Here is a 14,818-nt window from a genome sequence, read left to right on the forward strand (position 1 = left end):
TTAGACGTAACAGGCCGGCTTTCCAAACCCTTCTGTCAAGTTCTTGACCAGGAGCTTCACGTCGATGGGCTTAGCCAGGTGACCATCCATACCAACCTCAAGAGCCTTCTTCTTGTCTTCTTCAAAGGCATTTGCAGTCATGGCATAAATGGGGATGTTGGCCTTCAGGCGGTTTTCCATATTCCTGATAACGCGGGTTGCCTTGTAGCCATCCATGTTGGGCATCTGGATATCCATGAGGATCAGGTCGTAGTAGCCCATTTCAGACTTACCCAGAGCATTGACACACTCGACACCGTCTTCCACATGATCCACCAGCAGGCCAAGGTCTTCGAGAATGGTCCTGGCGATTTCGGCGTTGAGTTCGTTATCTTCCGCCAGAAGGATTCGCTTACCCTTGAAGTCCATGTTATCTTCGTTCTGGCCAAGGCGCTTTTCCAGGAACTTTTCCGGAGAATCGATAATCTTGTGGGTGTTGATGACACGGAATGTGGTACCCTTTCCAAGTTCACTTTCCATCTCGATCTGGCCACCCATCAGGTCCACCAGCTTCTTCACGATAGACATGCCGAGACCCGTACCGGAAATACCGCAGTCCGTAGTGTTGCGTTCGCGGGTAAAGGAATCGTAAATCTTTTCCTGGAATTCCTTGGACATGCCGATACCGTTATCGCGGACGGTAGTCACATAGGTGCCGTAACCTTCGCGATCGCAGGGCAATTCTGTAAATTCAAGATGGATCTCGCCACCTTCACCGGTATACTTCACGGCGTTGCTGACCAGGTTCACCATGATCTGGCGAAGCTTGGCGGAATCCGCATACACATACCGGTGCTTGATATCCGATGTGGGATAAATCTTGATGTTCTTTCTCTTCAGCTCACCTTCGATAATGGCGTCGAAACTGTTGGAGGCATCCAGCACATCCATGAAGCCTTCGTCCAGCTGAACCTTTCCGCTATCGATACTGGCAAGATCCAAAACGTTGTTGATAATGGCCAGCAGGTATTCGCCAGAGAAGCGGATCTTCTTCAGGTAGTCCGCCACCACCACCGGATTGTTCACCACACCTTCCATCAGCCTTGCGAAACCAAGGACTGCATTCATGGGCGTACGGATGTCGTGGGACATGTTGCTCAGGAAGTTGGTCTTTGCGATGTTGGCCGCTTCAGCCCTTTCCAAGGCGTCCTTCAACTGCTTCTGTCTTGCGTTCTCGGCTGCCACTTCGGCATCGGTATTCACGTAGCCCACAGAAATTCTAGTGGGAGCTTCGTTGATGGCGTCAAACTTGATGACAATGAAGTTCACCCAGATGTAGTTGTGTTCCAGATCCAGGCAGCGGAACTTGGTAGAGAATCTCTTCTTGTCCTTCAGGCATTCCGTAATGTAATCCCTGCTGCTAAACTTGAGCATCTGTTCAAGATCTTCGGGATGGCAGAGGAACTGCATGGCGGTAACAAAACCATCGTAGAAGAGCGGGGTCCCCTGGCCGGTGAAATCCATAAATTCCTTGGAAGCTTTCTTACCGCCAATGTAAGCGTCAAACTGACCGGATTCCAGATCCACTACCATAAGCTGGTTGTATTCGCTGGCCAGACCGCCAATTGCAGAAATATCGTCTTCCAGCTGCTTTTCCAGAGCCTTCTCCTGCTTCTGGGCACGGGAGTACTGGATACCACGGAATATGGCGCTAGCAATAACGGAAAGAAGTATCAGGTGCTGGCTGTTCCTATGGGGGTTCTCCACAGACAATACGCCCACCACGCTATTCTTATATAGGAGGGGAGATACAACCAGGCGCTGAACGTTAGACTTGGAGAGAATGTCATAGGCTTCAGGACTTTCAGCACGGAAAGCCTCGTTGACTTCTACATAAAGACCGGTCTCATCCTTAAAATACTCATCCCACTTCCTGAAAGTGCTCTTTGTCGCGTTTCTAGGATTTTCCCTTACAGAAACGAGTCCTTCCTTACACCATTCATAGGTACTGATGGACACATCACTATTGCCGTCCACCTCGAAAATGCAGGTACGATCGGCATCGTAATGTTCATTCAAACGCTTCAAAAGGTCGTTAATGGTCACATTAACACCGTCAAAGCCGCTGAGCAGATACATAAACTCTTTTATTGCTGCAGCCTGTTCATCTAAAACGTTTGAAGATTTGTCCATAATCAATCACCTCGGTTTATGAAAATACAACTTTAAATTGTATTTATCAATATGCCATGTTGGAGTATGGGCGTTTTTGTGGTGCAACACAACAACTTACAGAAGAACTGCACCAATAATGGCGGCCAAGACAATCATTTTTATAGGGCTGACTTTTATTTTGTGATGTCCAACCGAAAAACCCTTGGTCAAGACAAAGGAAATCACAAAAAGGGCCACGGCCACGGCAAACTGCTTCGCCTGAAGGGGATCGCCACCAAAATCAGCAAAGGGATTGCCAAAGTTCTCGCCATTCATGAGCATCAGGGTCGCCGAAAGCAACAAACCTACCACTACCGGACGCAGTCCATCAAAAATGGATCGCACCTTGGGGTGATTGGCATACTTCATAAAGAAACGGCTGATCAGGAGCATCAGGATCAAGGAAGGCAGCACTAGGGAGAAGGTTGCCGCCAGGCTCCCCAGGAAGCATACCCAAGGGTCCGCCCCGGTATTCTGCAGGGCCGTATAGCCGGCGTAAGTGGCACAGTTGATTCCTACGGGGCCGGGGGTCATCTGGCTAATGGCCACGATGTCGGTAAAGTCGGCAGAACTCATCCAGGGGTGATTGACCACCACATCCTGCTGAATCAACGAGAGCATGCCGTAACCGCCACCGAACCCGAACAGGCCGATCTTAAAGAATGTAATGAACAGCTGGAGGAAGATCATTTCTTGCCTCCGCGGCCCAGGATGTAGCCCGCGATTCCTGCCGCGATAATGATCAGGATGGGAGAAACTCCCAACTGCCAAATCAGCAGGGCGCTCACAATGGGAACCCAGAAGGTGTAGCGGTTCAACTTCGCCTTCTTCGCCAGGTTGTAAGTGGGAACGGCAATCAGGGCGACCACCGCAGGACGAATGCCGCGGAATGCCGCCGCGATGATTTCATTATCCTTGAACTGATGGAAAAACAACGCGATCAGCAGAATGATAATGAAGGAGGGCAGCGCGGTCCCGATACAGCTTACAATGGCACCCTTCACGCGACGCAAACGGTAACCGATAAAGATGGCGATGTTTATAGCGAACACACCCGGACAGCTCTGGGCAATGGCCATCAGGTCCAGGAATTCTTCCTTGCCCACCCACTTCTTCTTCTCGATGATTTCCGCCTCGATCAGCGGAATCATGGCGTAACCGCCACCGATAGTAAACAGCCCTATCTTGAAGAAAGTCAGGAATGCGTCGAGATAGATGTTGCGGGAGACCGCGACGTCATTTGAGGCCTGTGCGGGATCCTGTGAAGGATGCTGCGCGGACTTTGACTGAGGCACTTTTTCGGGCATAGAACAAATTTAGCAAAACTAAAGTTCGCGCAAATATTCTTCCACATTCAAGTAATTAATACCATCAATCACCTGTGACGCGCCGCGGTAAATCACGTTCTTGCTTACAATAGTGCCGTAACGGAATTCCGTATCGCGGCACTTTTTTGCATCCTTCAAGTGGCGATACTGCTCTTTCGCCACAATTTCAGAATGCTTGATTTCATAGATTTCGCAGGTCGCATTTTCAGAATTTGCAACAACCATGTCGAACTCGCCAACCGCAAACTGCAGCTTGAAAACGTGGCAATCAGGCCGCGCCATTTTTGTTTCGAGCAACACGATTTCTTCCATCATGCGCCCCTTGATTTCATTAAGAATACGTTCCGCAATAGACTTGCGCTCCACCAGGGAAAAACTACGAAAGGCATCGTCCAGCAAAAGGGAATCAATCAGAGCCTTCGCCTGGGCATAGCGAAGTCCCGGCTGTGAAATCGTGGTCAATCGCTCCCGTTGATTGAAATTCCCAAAGTTTTCCACATCAATGTCAACCGTCAAATCCAGCAAGTCAAGGTATTCACGAATTTCCCGTACATGGTCCTGGGAAATAGCGACGCTCATTTCCTGACGATTTTTCACATCAAGATTCTTCATCAGGCGTGCAGTAACCTTCACCACATTCACTCGATCCAAAATATCCGTAGGGTGGAACCTGTCTCTACGCAAATTCTTTGCCGACAAACTCAAATCACCGGAACGAAAATCACGGGTCAGCACATCCAAGGTAAAACGATGGTTGATGTCCTCTACAATGCGGTTGATGGCATTGGTCAGCTCACCCGCCTCGTACAGAGATTTCAACGAACGAAAGTGACCTTCGTACTGGTAGCACTTCAGGGAATGCTGAATATTCTTCGCGATTGCGCTGTCCACATACTCATTGGCGCTCTTCACATTCGCAAAGGTAAAACGGTCCTTATTGTATTCACGGCCGCCCATGCTCATGGTACCGCCATATTGAATGTACTCGTCAATACCATTCAAACCAAGAACACGCTCAAATTCGCGATACGGAATAAATGTGGTGTGCAACATTTCCGCACGGTCGTAAAGCTGTTCATCCTCGGAAAAAACAAAACCCAGAGAGTCTGTACCCGAAAGAACAATCTTCATGCCGCAGGAAGCGAACACATCTGCAAACAGGGCCGCCCCCTCGATGAAATCGGCAAGCATCGTCACCTCATCGATGAACACATACTTGAAGCCCGCACCCTCCAGAATTTTAAGATCAGCGTTCAAGTCCGCAAGACTGTTCCTTGAATTTACCTGGACGAAAGCCGACTTCGCCAAATCCGCAGGCGCCATCTCTCCAAACAGCTGGCGGATCAAAGTCGTCTTACCCGTGCGGCGAAGCCCATACAGAATGAAAACACGGTCATTGCCAGGACCATAAATGTAATCGTGCAGACGCTCAAAGCCATCGCGCTTTTTCCACTGCAAAACATTGGCTGCAAAATTCGTGAGGGCAGCGCCAAGCTTCACATCCGTCTTGAACGACTGTCCCGCCACTCCATTCATCCCGGCAACAAGGACTCCATCCGCGAAATAAGCAGCCCCATTATCGCGAAGCAACAAGCCATTCGTAAGCGACGCGGCATCCTTCTTAGCCTTGCGTTGTTCTATCTCTGCTAAAAGCGACGGCAGCTCATCATCCTTCACGCGGCGGGAACGCTGCTTGCCATCTTCCGTCCACTGGTAATACGCATAACGCTTACCGTTGATAGTCTTGTAGGTGATTCCGCCGACGCTCTTTGCCATAATGTTCCGCCCCTTTGCACTTCATCGCTTTTTAACTTAAAATTTAACTTATTAAGTTAAACAAGACAAGGTTTTCTAGAAAAAGACGGAATAATACCTTATGTCTTTGAAATATTGCGCCATTGAGCAACACATGGGTTTTACCAAATCTCGATATTTTTATTAGATTTGGTAAAACATTAGCGAAAATAATTTTACCAAATCTCAATATTTTTGTTAGATTTGGTAATATGAATACAAAGATTTTAATCGGTCGAAATGCAGAAATCGGGCTTTTGGAAAGCTGCGCAACGTCAAAAAGATCAGAGTTTGTCGTGATTTACGGCAGACGCCGTATCGGCAAGACATATCTTGTAAACCAAACTTTTAGAGACCGATTCAACTTTCGCTATGTTGGCGGGCATCACCTAAGCGAAAGCGAACAGTTGCGCAATTTCGCCGTCGCTCTTGTTGAGTACGGACGCTTGTCCTTCGAGCCTCTCTTGAAAGACTGGCTAGATGCATTCACCCTGTTGCAAAAAATTCTTGCGGCAAGTCGAAGCAAAAAGAAAATCATCTTCATTGACGAAATGCCATGGATTGACAATCCCGGGTCAAGCTTCGTAAAGGCTTTGGAAAATTTCTGGAACGGCTGGGCCAGTTTGCGAGACGACATCGTTTTTATCGCCAGCGGTTCCGCAACATCATGGATGGCAGACCACCTTTTTGAAAATCAGGGAGGCTTGCACAACCGGATTACGGCAAAAATTTATCTTAGACCATTCAACCTGTCAGAAGTAGAATGCTACGTAAAGCGCGCCGGAGGCAATTGGGACCGTTACCAAATAGTCGAAGCCTACATGGTGTTCGGCGGAGTACCTTTTTACTACAGTCTTCTTGATTTCAACAAGAGCCTCGCACAAAATATCGACAGCATGTTCTTTGCCAAAAACGCCCAGCTAAGCAACGAGTTCAACGACCTCTATTACGCGCTATTCAACTCGGCAGACAAATACCTAGCCATCGTACGACTCTTGGCAAGTAAGCCTAATGGGTTAACCCGCGACGAAATTCTAAAGGAAATTGCCTTGCAAGGTGGAGTTCTCACTAAAATTCTTTTGAATCTGGAACGTTCCGATTTTATCCAAGGGTCCGCCGCATTCGGGAAAAAGAAAAAAGGGATTTTGTACAAACTAACTGACTTTTTCAGTCTATTCTATTTAAGGTTTGTTGAAGGGAACCTGACTCGCGATAAGCACTTCTGGACGCACTCCCTAAACACGCCCACAACCAATTCCTGGAAGGGCACTGCATTCGAAAACATCTGCCTAGCCCATACCGACCAGATAAAGAATAAGCTCGGCATTCAAGGAATGCTTACAAGCATAAGCAGTTTCAAAAATGCTAATGCTCAAATCGACCTGATTATTGATCGAGCAGACCGTACAATCAACCTTTGCGAAATTAAATTTTGCACAGACCAATATGTGATTACCAAAGATTACGCCGATAAGCTTCGATTTAGGGCCGCCGAATTCAAACAAGAAACCAAGACCCGTAAAGGCATCTTGAACACGTTCATCACCACCTTTGGCGTACATAACGGAAGCGGCAACAGCCTTGTAAATAGCGAAGTTGTACTGGACGATTTGTTCGTCGAAGCGTCGTAAACTTTTTTCACCAAAGGTAAACCATGAACAAGACATTCCTTGAAAAGACAAAAACCCTAGGAGCCACAGGCGCCCTTTGCGCCATGGGCGGGTACATCTGCGGTGATAAAGTTGACGAGCATGACAAGCTTGAACAAGAAAGACTGCCTTACGAAATCGCCCGGGAAGTGATGGAAGAAGCCGCCCAGAAACAAAACGAATGGCTGGCACTACAGAAAAAACTGAATTCAACCATCTCATATTACAAGATCACTATTGATTCTCTGCAGCGCATAGCAAAACAGCTAAACGGTTATGTAAGACTTGCCGAGGATTTAAAGAGGGATAAGGAATCCTGTACCGACGAAAAGATAGAGCAGATTAGGGAATGCAAAGAAACCAAAGACAGTCTCATTTACGAGAAGACAAAATACGCGAACGCCTATCAAACCGAGCAAAACGAGGTTAGAATTCGTGACAACCAGCTGGATAGCCTTGAAAATCTGGTAAAGGCCTATACGAAAGAATACACTAAACTGCAAGACGAATACAAGAACCGCGCACCCATCGAAAACGAGTTCCAGGCCATACACAACTGCGTCAACGCGCACGGCGAGAATATGTATTCCTATCAGTATGATAGGCAGGTAAAATGCTGCATAAAACAGATAAAGAAACTTCAAAAGGAATACCCCAACGACAAGCTACAAAGCTTCACCATCCGCTGCAATGAATAAAGTTACAGACAACACGCTTCTCCAAGAACTGGATTCGCTCCTTGCCAAACAAGGCAAGTCCTTCGAAAGTGCCGTCCGCGAATACCGCGCCACGGTGGTTACAGAAATCACCGCCGACGAATCGATGGACGAAAAACGCTGGATCGAAAAATTCAAGAAGTACCGCACCCGCCTTGACGAAAACACAAAGGCAAAGCCATACCAGGAACTGTCAAAGCTCCGGGACTACCTTCAGGGGCAAAACCTCATAAAGCCTGCACCCCTACTGCATTTGGTTGACGACCCAGCCATGGACAGCATCATCGTCAAGCTGTCAAAGAAAATTCGGGAAGAAGTGAAGGATTGAAAAAGATCCTTGACATTCAAAAAGTTTTTGTATAAATTTGGAATATCATCGTAGAAACCTCGTGAGTTCGTTGTGCTTTTTTTGGATGAAGCGAGTTTCGGATGATGAAATCCATCAGATTACTGCGTCCGGGGCATCACTCAAAAAGTGATGTTTTTGTCGTTTTCTTCCATTAAAGAATTAAAATTTTATCGTAGATTTATGAATGTAAATCTGCGGTTGTTAAGTACAACCCTTTAGAAAGGAAAAAACATGTCCACCATTGAGACTATCGCGGAAATAGTGTACAACATCACAAATGAACATAGCTCATGTATCGAAACAAAATATATGTGGCAATTACCAGGTTTTGACAACGAAGACTTAACCCTGGAAGAATTTATTGAACAGAACATCTCCTATCTTCAAGAACAATGGGAGAAAAAGCTATCCCAAGACAGCCTTACTGTAGAACACGCCATAAACATTATATGGGAAATGGCGACCTACTATTTTCTTTGTCACATATTTACAGTTTCCCCAAAAAAAGATTTTAGCAATGTGGAAGCGTATCTAAGAACTAAGCTGAGTTCCATATTAAAGAGACTCTTCAAAAAATATCCCATTCCAACGGAATGGATAGATTGGCAATACAAACAACTGCTACATGATGAATTTTTGAAACGTTATCCATACTACTACGATTCTTATGGTTTTCATCCAAATGAACGGATCAAAGAGGTTGATAAAGAAACCCGCCGCAAGATGAAAGAAGAAGCTTTTGAATACACCCTGGCCAAAGCTACACCATGCATCAAGTCGGCTTGGCTGGATGAGCGTCTTAAATCATTCAAGACCTTCGCAGAGACCGGCGAATCAGATGAAAATTTCTTCCCCTATCATTTATACCTTCTGCTAACTGTACCTGATTTTAGTTTTCCGAAAGCAACGGCAGGCGTAAGAGAAAATGAAATCAAAGCCATTAAGCAATTAGCCTCATTCGCAGCCTACATAGACAACATTGAAGAGCTCTCCGATAACATCAACAATTTCATTGTAGATTATTTCTTTTACTTCGTACGTAACGAACATTCCGCCCGTAAAGAATTTGACTACTGGGGCGATTCCAGTACTCATATCGCAAACAGCTGCGCCCATCAAAATGAAAAAGGCGACTTATATACAAAACTAGAATCTATCAGCGATCTTGCCGCATGGCTACAATTGGCCAATTTTCTTGACATAGTGCCAATTGATGAAATCTATATCGTTTACAGATGTTTTGGCCTTCGTTACTCCAACTATTTTTTACCAGATACTGCATTTTTCTCCAATTACTATAGAAACACAATAAAAAGGCAATCTCGCATATTCAAGGGCAAAGCAGGCCTCGCATTATGCCAGTATTGGTTCATGCACCTACTTTCCTACAATGATTTTAAGGATTGTTTTTATGAAGACGAACAAATCCTAACAGATGCATTTGCCGACGACCACGAGATGCAGGCCAAGTGCGAAGAACTTGGAATTCAGGCGATAAAGCCCAAAGCATTTCAGAAGGATTCCCTAAATATTCTGCAACAGCATTTATTCTTCGTGCTATACCATCTAACGGCAAGAACTGAAGAAGGTTTTTATCCCAGGAAATTCGTTTTGGCTCCCCTGATGAAGAAAATAGTGGATGGATCCTGGTGTAAAAAAGAAACCATCCTTGAAATATACAATGAACTGCTTTGCAAGCGAAATAGCCCTACTAAGTTAAATTGGCTTTTTGACAACTTGGAAAATTCGACAGAACCGACCTGTGCGGCCATCACGCTTATCTACAATATGGCTAATTTCCTCCACAAGGATTCAGACTACCTTGTTAAAGAAATTAACTATATAAAAGAAGACGTCGACAGCAAGCTTAATATTCCTGAACATGTAAAGCTAAAGAAAAAATTGAACGACGGGAAATATAGCGAAGCAAAGCAAAAAGAAATTCAAAATAACCAGAAAATTTTGTCTTGTATAGATTCTGGCTTAACCATTCCAGTCTTTATGCAGAAAGTTCCTAATTTCAAAAACCTTTATATCTCAAGACCAATCTCCATGAAGGTTTTCCTAGATTCCGACTGCGACGCTTTTAAGGAAGACGACGTCTTCTTCAGAACACAATACAAAAATTTATTTAAAAACAAATACCTATACTTTGACCGCAATATAGCCACTCATTATGCAACTTTTTCTAAAATAGATGATTTATTTAAGCCCAATAACTTTGCAGATTTTCTTACTGCGATTTATGACTTAAAAGAAAATTGCAACGACATAAACTTCCATATTAGAGAAGACGTAAAATTCTCAGGCTTAGACCAAATTCCATACTTCAAGAATATTCTAAACAAATGGTTCGCAAAATTAGATGTATTCTGTAAATCCCAAGATGGGAATATCACGGAATTATTCGACTCAGAACATAAATGCACAATTGAACGAAATAAGTTAAGGAACAAATTCGGTGAAGAATTTTGGAAGTCATGCAATCTTGATAAGAAACAACTAACCGATTGCCTTAATGCGCTCTATGGGAATACACCCATTTTCCGTCTTCATAGAGAACAAAAAGATGAAAAGGGAAATATTGTCTCCGCAAGCTACGGCGATCACGAATCTGAATTTTTGAATGCCTACAGCACAGATATTGCTATTTACCTTATTAAGATCGCCATTGAATTAATGCAAACAAAGGAAACCTCGATCAAGTATTTTAACATCACCTGCGAATAAGCTCTCCCCCTCCCCCGCGAGGGGAGGGGCATTTCTGCCCCACACGTATTGACTTTAAACAATAGTTTTTATATATTCTAGTCACATCATTGAACTGCTTTGTTTGCACATGTTGAGCTGTTTTTTGTGCAAGAAACAGAAAGGAGTTCAAAAGATGCACAATCTCGTTTAAATCTCTGCTAGGGAGCAAGCACGAAGGCTATATGCCGACGTGGTTTTTGTGTTTTCCCTAAATACTTTTTTCCTCCTGCAAAAAGGGCTGGGGCGTTTTGTCCCTTTTTGTCCCTTTCGGCAAATCTAAATCTTGCAAAGAAATAGGAAGCCACCTCTAAACAACAAACTAAAAAGGATGCCTAGCCATGAACCAGGATTTCATAAATATTGTGAGTCAGCCAAACGAAATTAGCTCGCTACCCCAGGCGCAATCCGAATTATCAAAGCTAAAAAAAGCACTTTCAATAAAAAACGCGACACCCTCTATGCTAGAATACATCGCGGCGCGTGGCAGGCTTCTTTGGGAACTCTATCCAGAAATTCGAAGCGATGTACGAGCACTTTTTGACACCGTGATACAAACAAAGCCAGAAGACGTAAAAATCATGAACACTAACTTTAAAGTCGGTTCTCGTCACTCCGCTACCTGGTGGCAAAAAGAATCAGAACGACTATACGAAATCATTAAGCCAAACATTAAGCATTTCATCACACAAAAGACAAAAAGACAAAATCGCTGCACCAAGGAGCAAAAACGCAAAGTATCGCTGCGTAATGACATTCCCATTTACATTATCACAGGCATTACGGGCAAAAAACAGCCTATCGAAGAAGCCCTCGGTTTTGAAGTCAACGAAATTCTCGCGGAACGTTGGGCGCCAAACCTAAAAAGAATTCAAGCGGTTTGTGAAGCAACGCAAAAATCAAATTTTGGCATCATTGCTTTTCTTTGCAAAAACACCTGCCACTCCGTTTCTGAAGTTGCCATCAAAAAGACAAAAGGCATCAGTAACTGGAAAGTTATCAAAATTTTCAAGAACAACACCACAGAAATTGCAGCTACAATCAAATCAGCCATCGCAACGGCAGGTATTGCCGTTTAACAAACACCAAACAAGGAGACACTATGTCTAAGCAAACCAACCTCAACAACCACGCAAACCAGCTGAACGCAAACAAGGGCACAAGCGGTTTTAACAAGGCTTATACAGCCGCAATGAACAACCATGCAAATCAGCTAAATCCAAACAACAGCCTCTACAAAGGAGCAAGCAACCCTAAAAAATAATTAGCGGCTATCTAGGCGTGCAGGCAGACTGATTCGGCAATTACGCACCTGCATTCGCCTAGGTAGCTTTTTTCATTGACCGCAACAACACTTTTATTTATTTTTGTCATTACATAGCGGGAAACCGCGACCGGATTTTTTGAGCTTTGCTCTTATCTTCTAGACTGGAATCGGCAAAATTCACAAACGCAGAAGATAGCAGGCAAACGCTCACGTCCCATTGGGGCGTGGGTTGTTGTCGTTTATTTATGCGTAATGGCTTTGCCGAGCCTCAGTCTGTAAGTAAGCGAAGAACGACACCACGCCTTTTTTATTTGAACGAAATTCATTCTTCATAAAAAGTCGTCAAGTTCTTCTTAAGTTCGAAAAGGTTTCATTCACAACAAAGTAAAGGAATTTTTATGAAGAAAATATTACTTGCAGCAACCGTCACCGCATTTTTCGCAGCATGTTCTGACGATTCGTCATCATCTGCACCAAACGATTCTTCTGTTTCCAGCATCTACGAACTGGGCGCTTGTAACAGTAGCAACAGAGGTGAAACAAAATACGTCCAGGATAAGGACGACAACTATGTGTGCATCGGTGGAGAATGGATTGCAGAAAAGGATGCCTCCACTCCTAAATCCAGCAATTCAGGAGGTTACGCGGATGCAATTACAAGTTCTGATTCCGGCGAAAATCCAAAGGAAGAAATCAAGGAACCTGCAAAGCAGGAAGTTTCCGTTTACACTACGGCGCGGACTACCCTAACCATCAACCTGCTCAAATACGAGCAGCTAAAAGCTATGGACGAAAAAGACAAGGAAGATGGCGAACCCCGAATTTCCTTTACCATAAAGTCCAGCAAAGACGGCATCGATGAAATGGATCCTGTCAAGACAACAACGATCAATCTCGGTAACGATGTGGGCTACTGGTTTGGCAGCAAGGAAGTTTCCGTACTATTGCCCAAGGGTATCAATATCATTCAGGTATGCCCCAAGTTTGTCGACGAAGACGCATTCTTTGACGACGAGGAATACACCTCGAAAAAATGCTACGCCATTAATGATGTAGGACAGAAAATCGACAAGACCATAAAACAGACCGACGACGGTTCTGCCTACTACACCATGGATTGGGAAGTAACGGTTACCTACTAAAATAAAATTTCACTAAAAAAATCCAGTCCCAAAATCTAGGGCTGGATTTTTTATACATAGTCTTAATTTATCTTACTTGCTCAGATCCTTGTTGGTCATGGCGCAGACGCAGGAGTCGGACCAGACGTTTTCAGCAGTCTCGATCATGTCGATGACAGCGTAAAGCGGGAGGATCACGCCCATGACGCCGATGTTCGCGTTCATGCCCACCATAAGGGAGAGGGTCAGGAAGTAGCAGCCCATGGGAACGCCAGCGTTACCCACTGCAGAAAGCACGGAAATGAACACCCAGGTGATCATGGTGCCGAGAGTCAGTTCCACACCGCTGTTCTGCATCACGAAAAGGCTGGTCACCAGGATAAAGGCCGCGCAACCGTTCATGTTGATGGTGGTGCAGATGGGGAGCACGAAGCGGGCCACTTCCGGCTTTACCTTCAGGTTGTCTTCGGCAGACTGCATGGTCACAGGCAACGTTGCGGCGGAACTCTTGGTAAAGAAAGCCATCATCACGGCGGGGCTCATCTTCTTGAGAACATGGAGCGGATTCAGACCGCGGGCCAACAGGAACAGGGGCAGCACAATGAAGAACTGGATAGCGTTTCCGCCCATGACCACAGCCAGGTACTTACCCAGGGAACCCACCACCACGCCGGCATTCACCTGTGCAGAAAGCTGGGCGGCAAAGGCAACGACGCCAAGGGGCAAGGCCCAGACGAGAGCGCGAATCAGGGTAAACAGCAATTCACGAAGACCGAGGATCACCTTCACAAGAGCATGCTTGTTATCAGAATCAGGCATAAAGGCGAGGCCCAGGCCCACGGCAGCGGCCACCATCAAGATACCCAGCACGTTACCGCTGAGGAAGGGCTGCACTACATTGTTGGGAACGATGCTGAGGAAATGATCGTAATAGCTCATGGCGCTCAGGTTCTGGGGAACTTCGGCGGCACCGCCACTGACCAGATCCATGGGCAGGTTGCCCGGTCCGATAATCTTATAGAGAAGCAGTCCCACGAAGGCGGCCGCAAAAGTGGTCAGCAAGGTGTAGATGATGGTACGGCCAAAAATGCGGCCGGTATTCTTCTGGACACCCAGGGCAGAAAGAGTGGTCATGAGGGCAAGCGCAATGGTAGGCACGGCCACAAACTGGAACAGGCGGGTATAAACAGAAGCGATGAAGTTAATCAGGTTCTGCAGACCTTCACTCTGGATCAGACCCAAAAGGGCACCAAGCACCAGCGCAACAACCCAGACAATAACCTGCGTCTTGACAGACTTGACTTTCCTGGCGGCTCCGGCCATAGCATTTTCGTTCTGAGACATTTGGACCTCACTAAAAAAAATCTGACCGAAAATTTAGAAAGATTAAAAATTCATATGGTAAAAACTTTTACACCTGTTATAAAAAATCAGACGGACCCATTTGACAAATAAACTCTCATTTTTGAGGCATCATCAACATGTGTGGAAGCATTTAGGCAGCCTTGCTAGATGATTCTCTCGATTCCGATTCCCATTCGTAGGCTATCTTTACATCTACATAGGAACAGCTCAACATTATCAGCGACAGCATGTTGTTCATGTTCCTGAAGCCATAGGCAGTCCGTATCAGTAGCTTTATCTTGTTGTTCG

Annotated in this window: 12 protein-coding genes; 7 read left to right on the forward strand and 5 right to left on the reverse strand. The window is 45.4% G+C overall.

Annotation, left to right across the window (positions count from 1 at the left end; genetic code table 11):
- From MMG03_RS12995 to MMG03_RS13010, 4 genes are all read right to left on the reverse strand, one after another.
- Complete coding sequence (locus MMG03_RS12995; protein ID WP_249506462.1) at positions 1–2,172, reverse strand: ATP-binding protein; 2,172 nt, start codon at positions 2,170–2,172, stop codon at positions 1–3.
- 96 nt (positions 2,173–2,268) lie between these two features.
- Entirely contained in the window at positions 2,269–2,883 is a 615-nt protein-coding gene (locus MMG03_RS13000) for a chromate transporter (protein ID WP_073161254.1), read from the reverse strand.
- Entirely contained in the window at positions 2,880–3,500 is a 621-nt protein-coding gene (locus MMG03_RS13005; protein ID WP_083538281.1) for a chromate transporter, read from the reverse strand. The genes MMG03_RS13000 and MMG03_RS13005 overlap by 4 nt, the downstream gene beginning before the upstream one ends.
- An 18-nt stretch (positions 3,501–3,518) precedes the next feature.
- A complete protein-coding gene (locus tag MMG03_RS13010) occupies positions 3,519–5,297 on the reverse strand; it encodes an AAA family ATPase (protein WP_249506463.1) in 1,779 nt (592 codons plus the stop codon).
- A gap of 122 nt (positions 5,298–5,419) precedes the next feature.
- Between MMG03_RS13010 and MMG03_RS13015 the strand changes: the two genes are divergently transcribed.
- The 7 genes from MMG03_RS13015 (at position 5,420) to MMG03_RS13045 (ending at position 13,186) form a co-directional block, all read left to right on the forward strand.
- Positions 5,420–6,946 (forward strand): ATP-binding protein, encoded by a 1,527-nt coding sequence (locus tag MMG03_RS13015; RefSeq protein ID WP_249506464.1) that lies wholly within the window; start codon positions 5,420–5,422, stop codon positions 6,944–6,946.
- A gap of 23 nt (positions 6,947–6,969) precedes the next feature.
- Positions 6,970–7,662, forward strand: a complete 693-nt coding sequence (locus MMG03_RS13020) for a hypothetical protein (protein ID WP_249506465.1) — start codon at positions 6,970–6,972, stop codon at positions 7,660–7,662.
- Positions 7,655–8,008 carry a hypothetical protein gene (locus MMG03_RS13025; RefSeq protein WP_249506466.1) on the forward strand — a complete coding sequence of 118 codons (354 nt, stop codon included), beginning with the start codon at positions 7,655–7,657 and terminating at the stop codon, positions 8,006–8,008. The genes MMG03_RS13020 and MMG03_RS13025 overlap by 8 nt, the downstream gene beginning before the upstream one ends.
- 252 nt (positions 8,009–8,260) lie before the next feature.
- Positions 8,261–10,759 (forward strand): hypothetical protein, encoded by a 2,499-nt coding sequence (locus MMG03_RS13030; protein ID WP_249506467.1) that lies wholly within the window; start codon positions 8,261–8,263, stop codon positions 10,757–10,759.
- Between the two features lie 359 nt (positions 10,760–11,118).
- Entirely contained in the window at positions 11,119–11,856 is a 738-nt protein-coding gene (locus MMG03_RS13035; protein ID WP_249506468.1) for a hypothetical protein, read from the forward strand.
- A gap of 23 nt (positions 11,857–11,879) precedes the next feature.
- Positions 11,880–12,041 carry an alpha-amylase gene (locus MMG03_RS13040; RefSeq protein ID WP_101478376.1) on the forward strand — a complete coding sequence of 54 codons (162 nt, stop codon included), beginning with the start codon at positions 11,880–11,882 and terminating at the stop codon, positions 12,039–12,041.
- Between the two features lie 401 nt (positions 12,042–12,442).
- The gene (locus tag MMG03_RS13045) at positions 12,443–13,186 is read left to right on the forward strand and encodes a hypothetical protein (RefSeq protein ID WP_249506469.1); all 744 of its coding nucleotides are present in this window, start codon (positions 12,443–12,445) and stop codon (positions 13,184–13,186) included.
- 72 nt (positions 13,187–13,258) lie between these two features.
- Here the strand turns inward: MMG03_RS13045 and MMG03_RS13050 are convergent, their stop codons facing one another.
- Positions 13,259–14,509, reverse strand: a complete 1,251-nt coding sequence (locus MMG03_RS13050; RefSeq protein ID WP_249506470.1) for a dicarboxylate/amino acid:cation symporter — start codon at positions 14,507–14,509, stop codon at positions 13,259–13,261.
- Positions 14,510–14,818 lie beyond the last annotated feature (309 nt).

The organism is Fibrobacter sp. HC4 (assembly GCF_023373925.1).
Taxonomy (GTDB): domain Bacteria; phylum Fibrobacterota; class Fibrobacteria; order Fibrobacterales; family Fibrobacteraceae; genus Fibrobacter.

Bases quoted from the DNA above. Each gene is read 5' to 3' on its own strand.
- MMG03_RS13045 (WP_249506469.1), top strand. From the start codon at position 12,443: ATGAAGAAAATATTACTTGCAGCAACCGTCACCGCATTTTTCGCAGCA.
- MMG03_RS13035 (WP_249506468.1), top strand. From the start codon at position 11,119: ATGAACCAGGATTTCATAAATATTGTGAGTCAGCCAAACGAAATTAGC.
- MMG03_RS13005 (WP_083538281.1), bottom strand. From the start codon at position 3,500: ATGCCCGAAAAAGTGCCTCAGTCAAAGTCCGCGCAGCATCCTTCACAG.
- MMG03_RS12995 (WP_249506462.1), bottom strand. From the start codon at position 2,172: ATGGACAAATCTTCAAACGTTTTAGATGAACAGGCTGCAGCAATAAAA.
- MMG03_RS13050 (WP_249506470.1), bottom strand. From the start codon at position 14,509: ATGTCTCAGAACGAAAATGCTATGGCCGGAGCCGCCAGGAAAGTCAAG.
- MMG03_RS13000 (WP_073161254.1), bottom strand. From the start codon at position 2,883: ATGATCTTCCTCCAGCTGTTCATTACATTCTTTAAGATCGGCCTGTTC.
- MMG03_RS13010 (WP_249506463.1), bottom strand. From the start codon at position 5,297: ATGGCAAAGAGCGTCGGCGGAATCACCTACAAGACTATCAACGGTAAG.
- MMG03_RS13025 (WP_249506466.1), top strand. From the start codon at position 7,655: ATGAATAAAGTTACAGACAACACGCTTCTCCAAGAACTGGATTCGCTC.
- MMG03_RS13020 (WP_249506465.1), top strand. From the start codon at position 6,970: ATGAACAAGACATTCCTTGAAAAGACAAAAACCCTAGGAGCCACAGGC.
- MMG03_RS13040 (WP_101478376.1), top strand. From the start codon at position 11,880: ATGTCTAAGCAAACCAACCTCAACAACCACGCAAACCAGCTGAACGCA.
- MMG03_RS13030 (WP_249506467.1), top strand. From the start codon at position 8,261: ATGTCCACCATTGAGACTATCGCGGAAATAGTGTACAACATCACAAAT.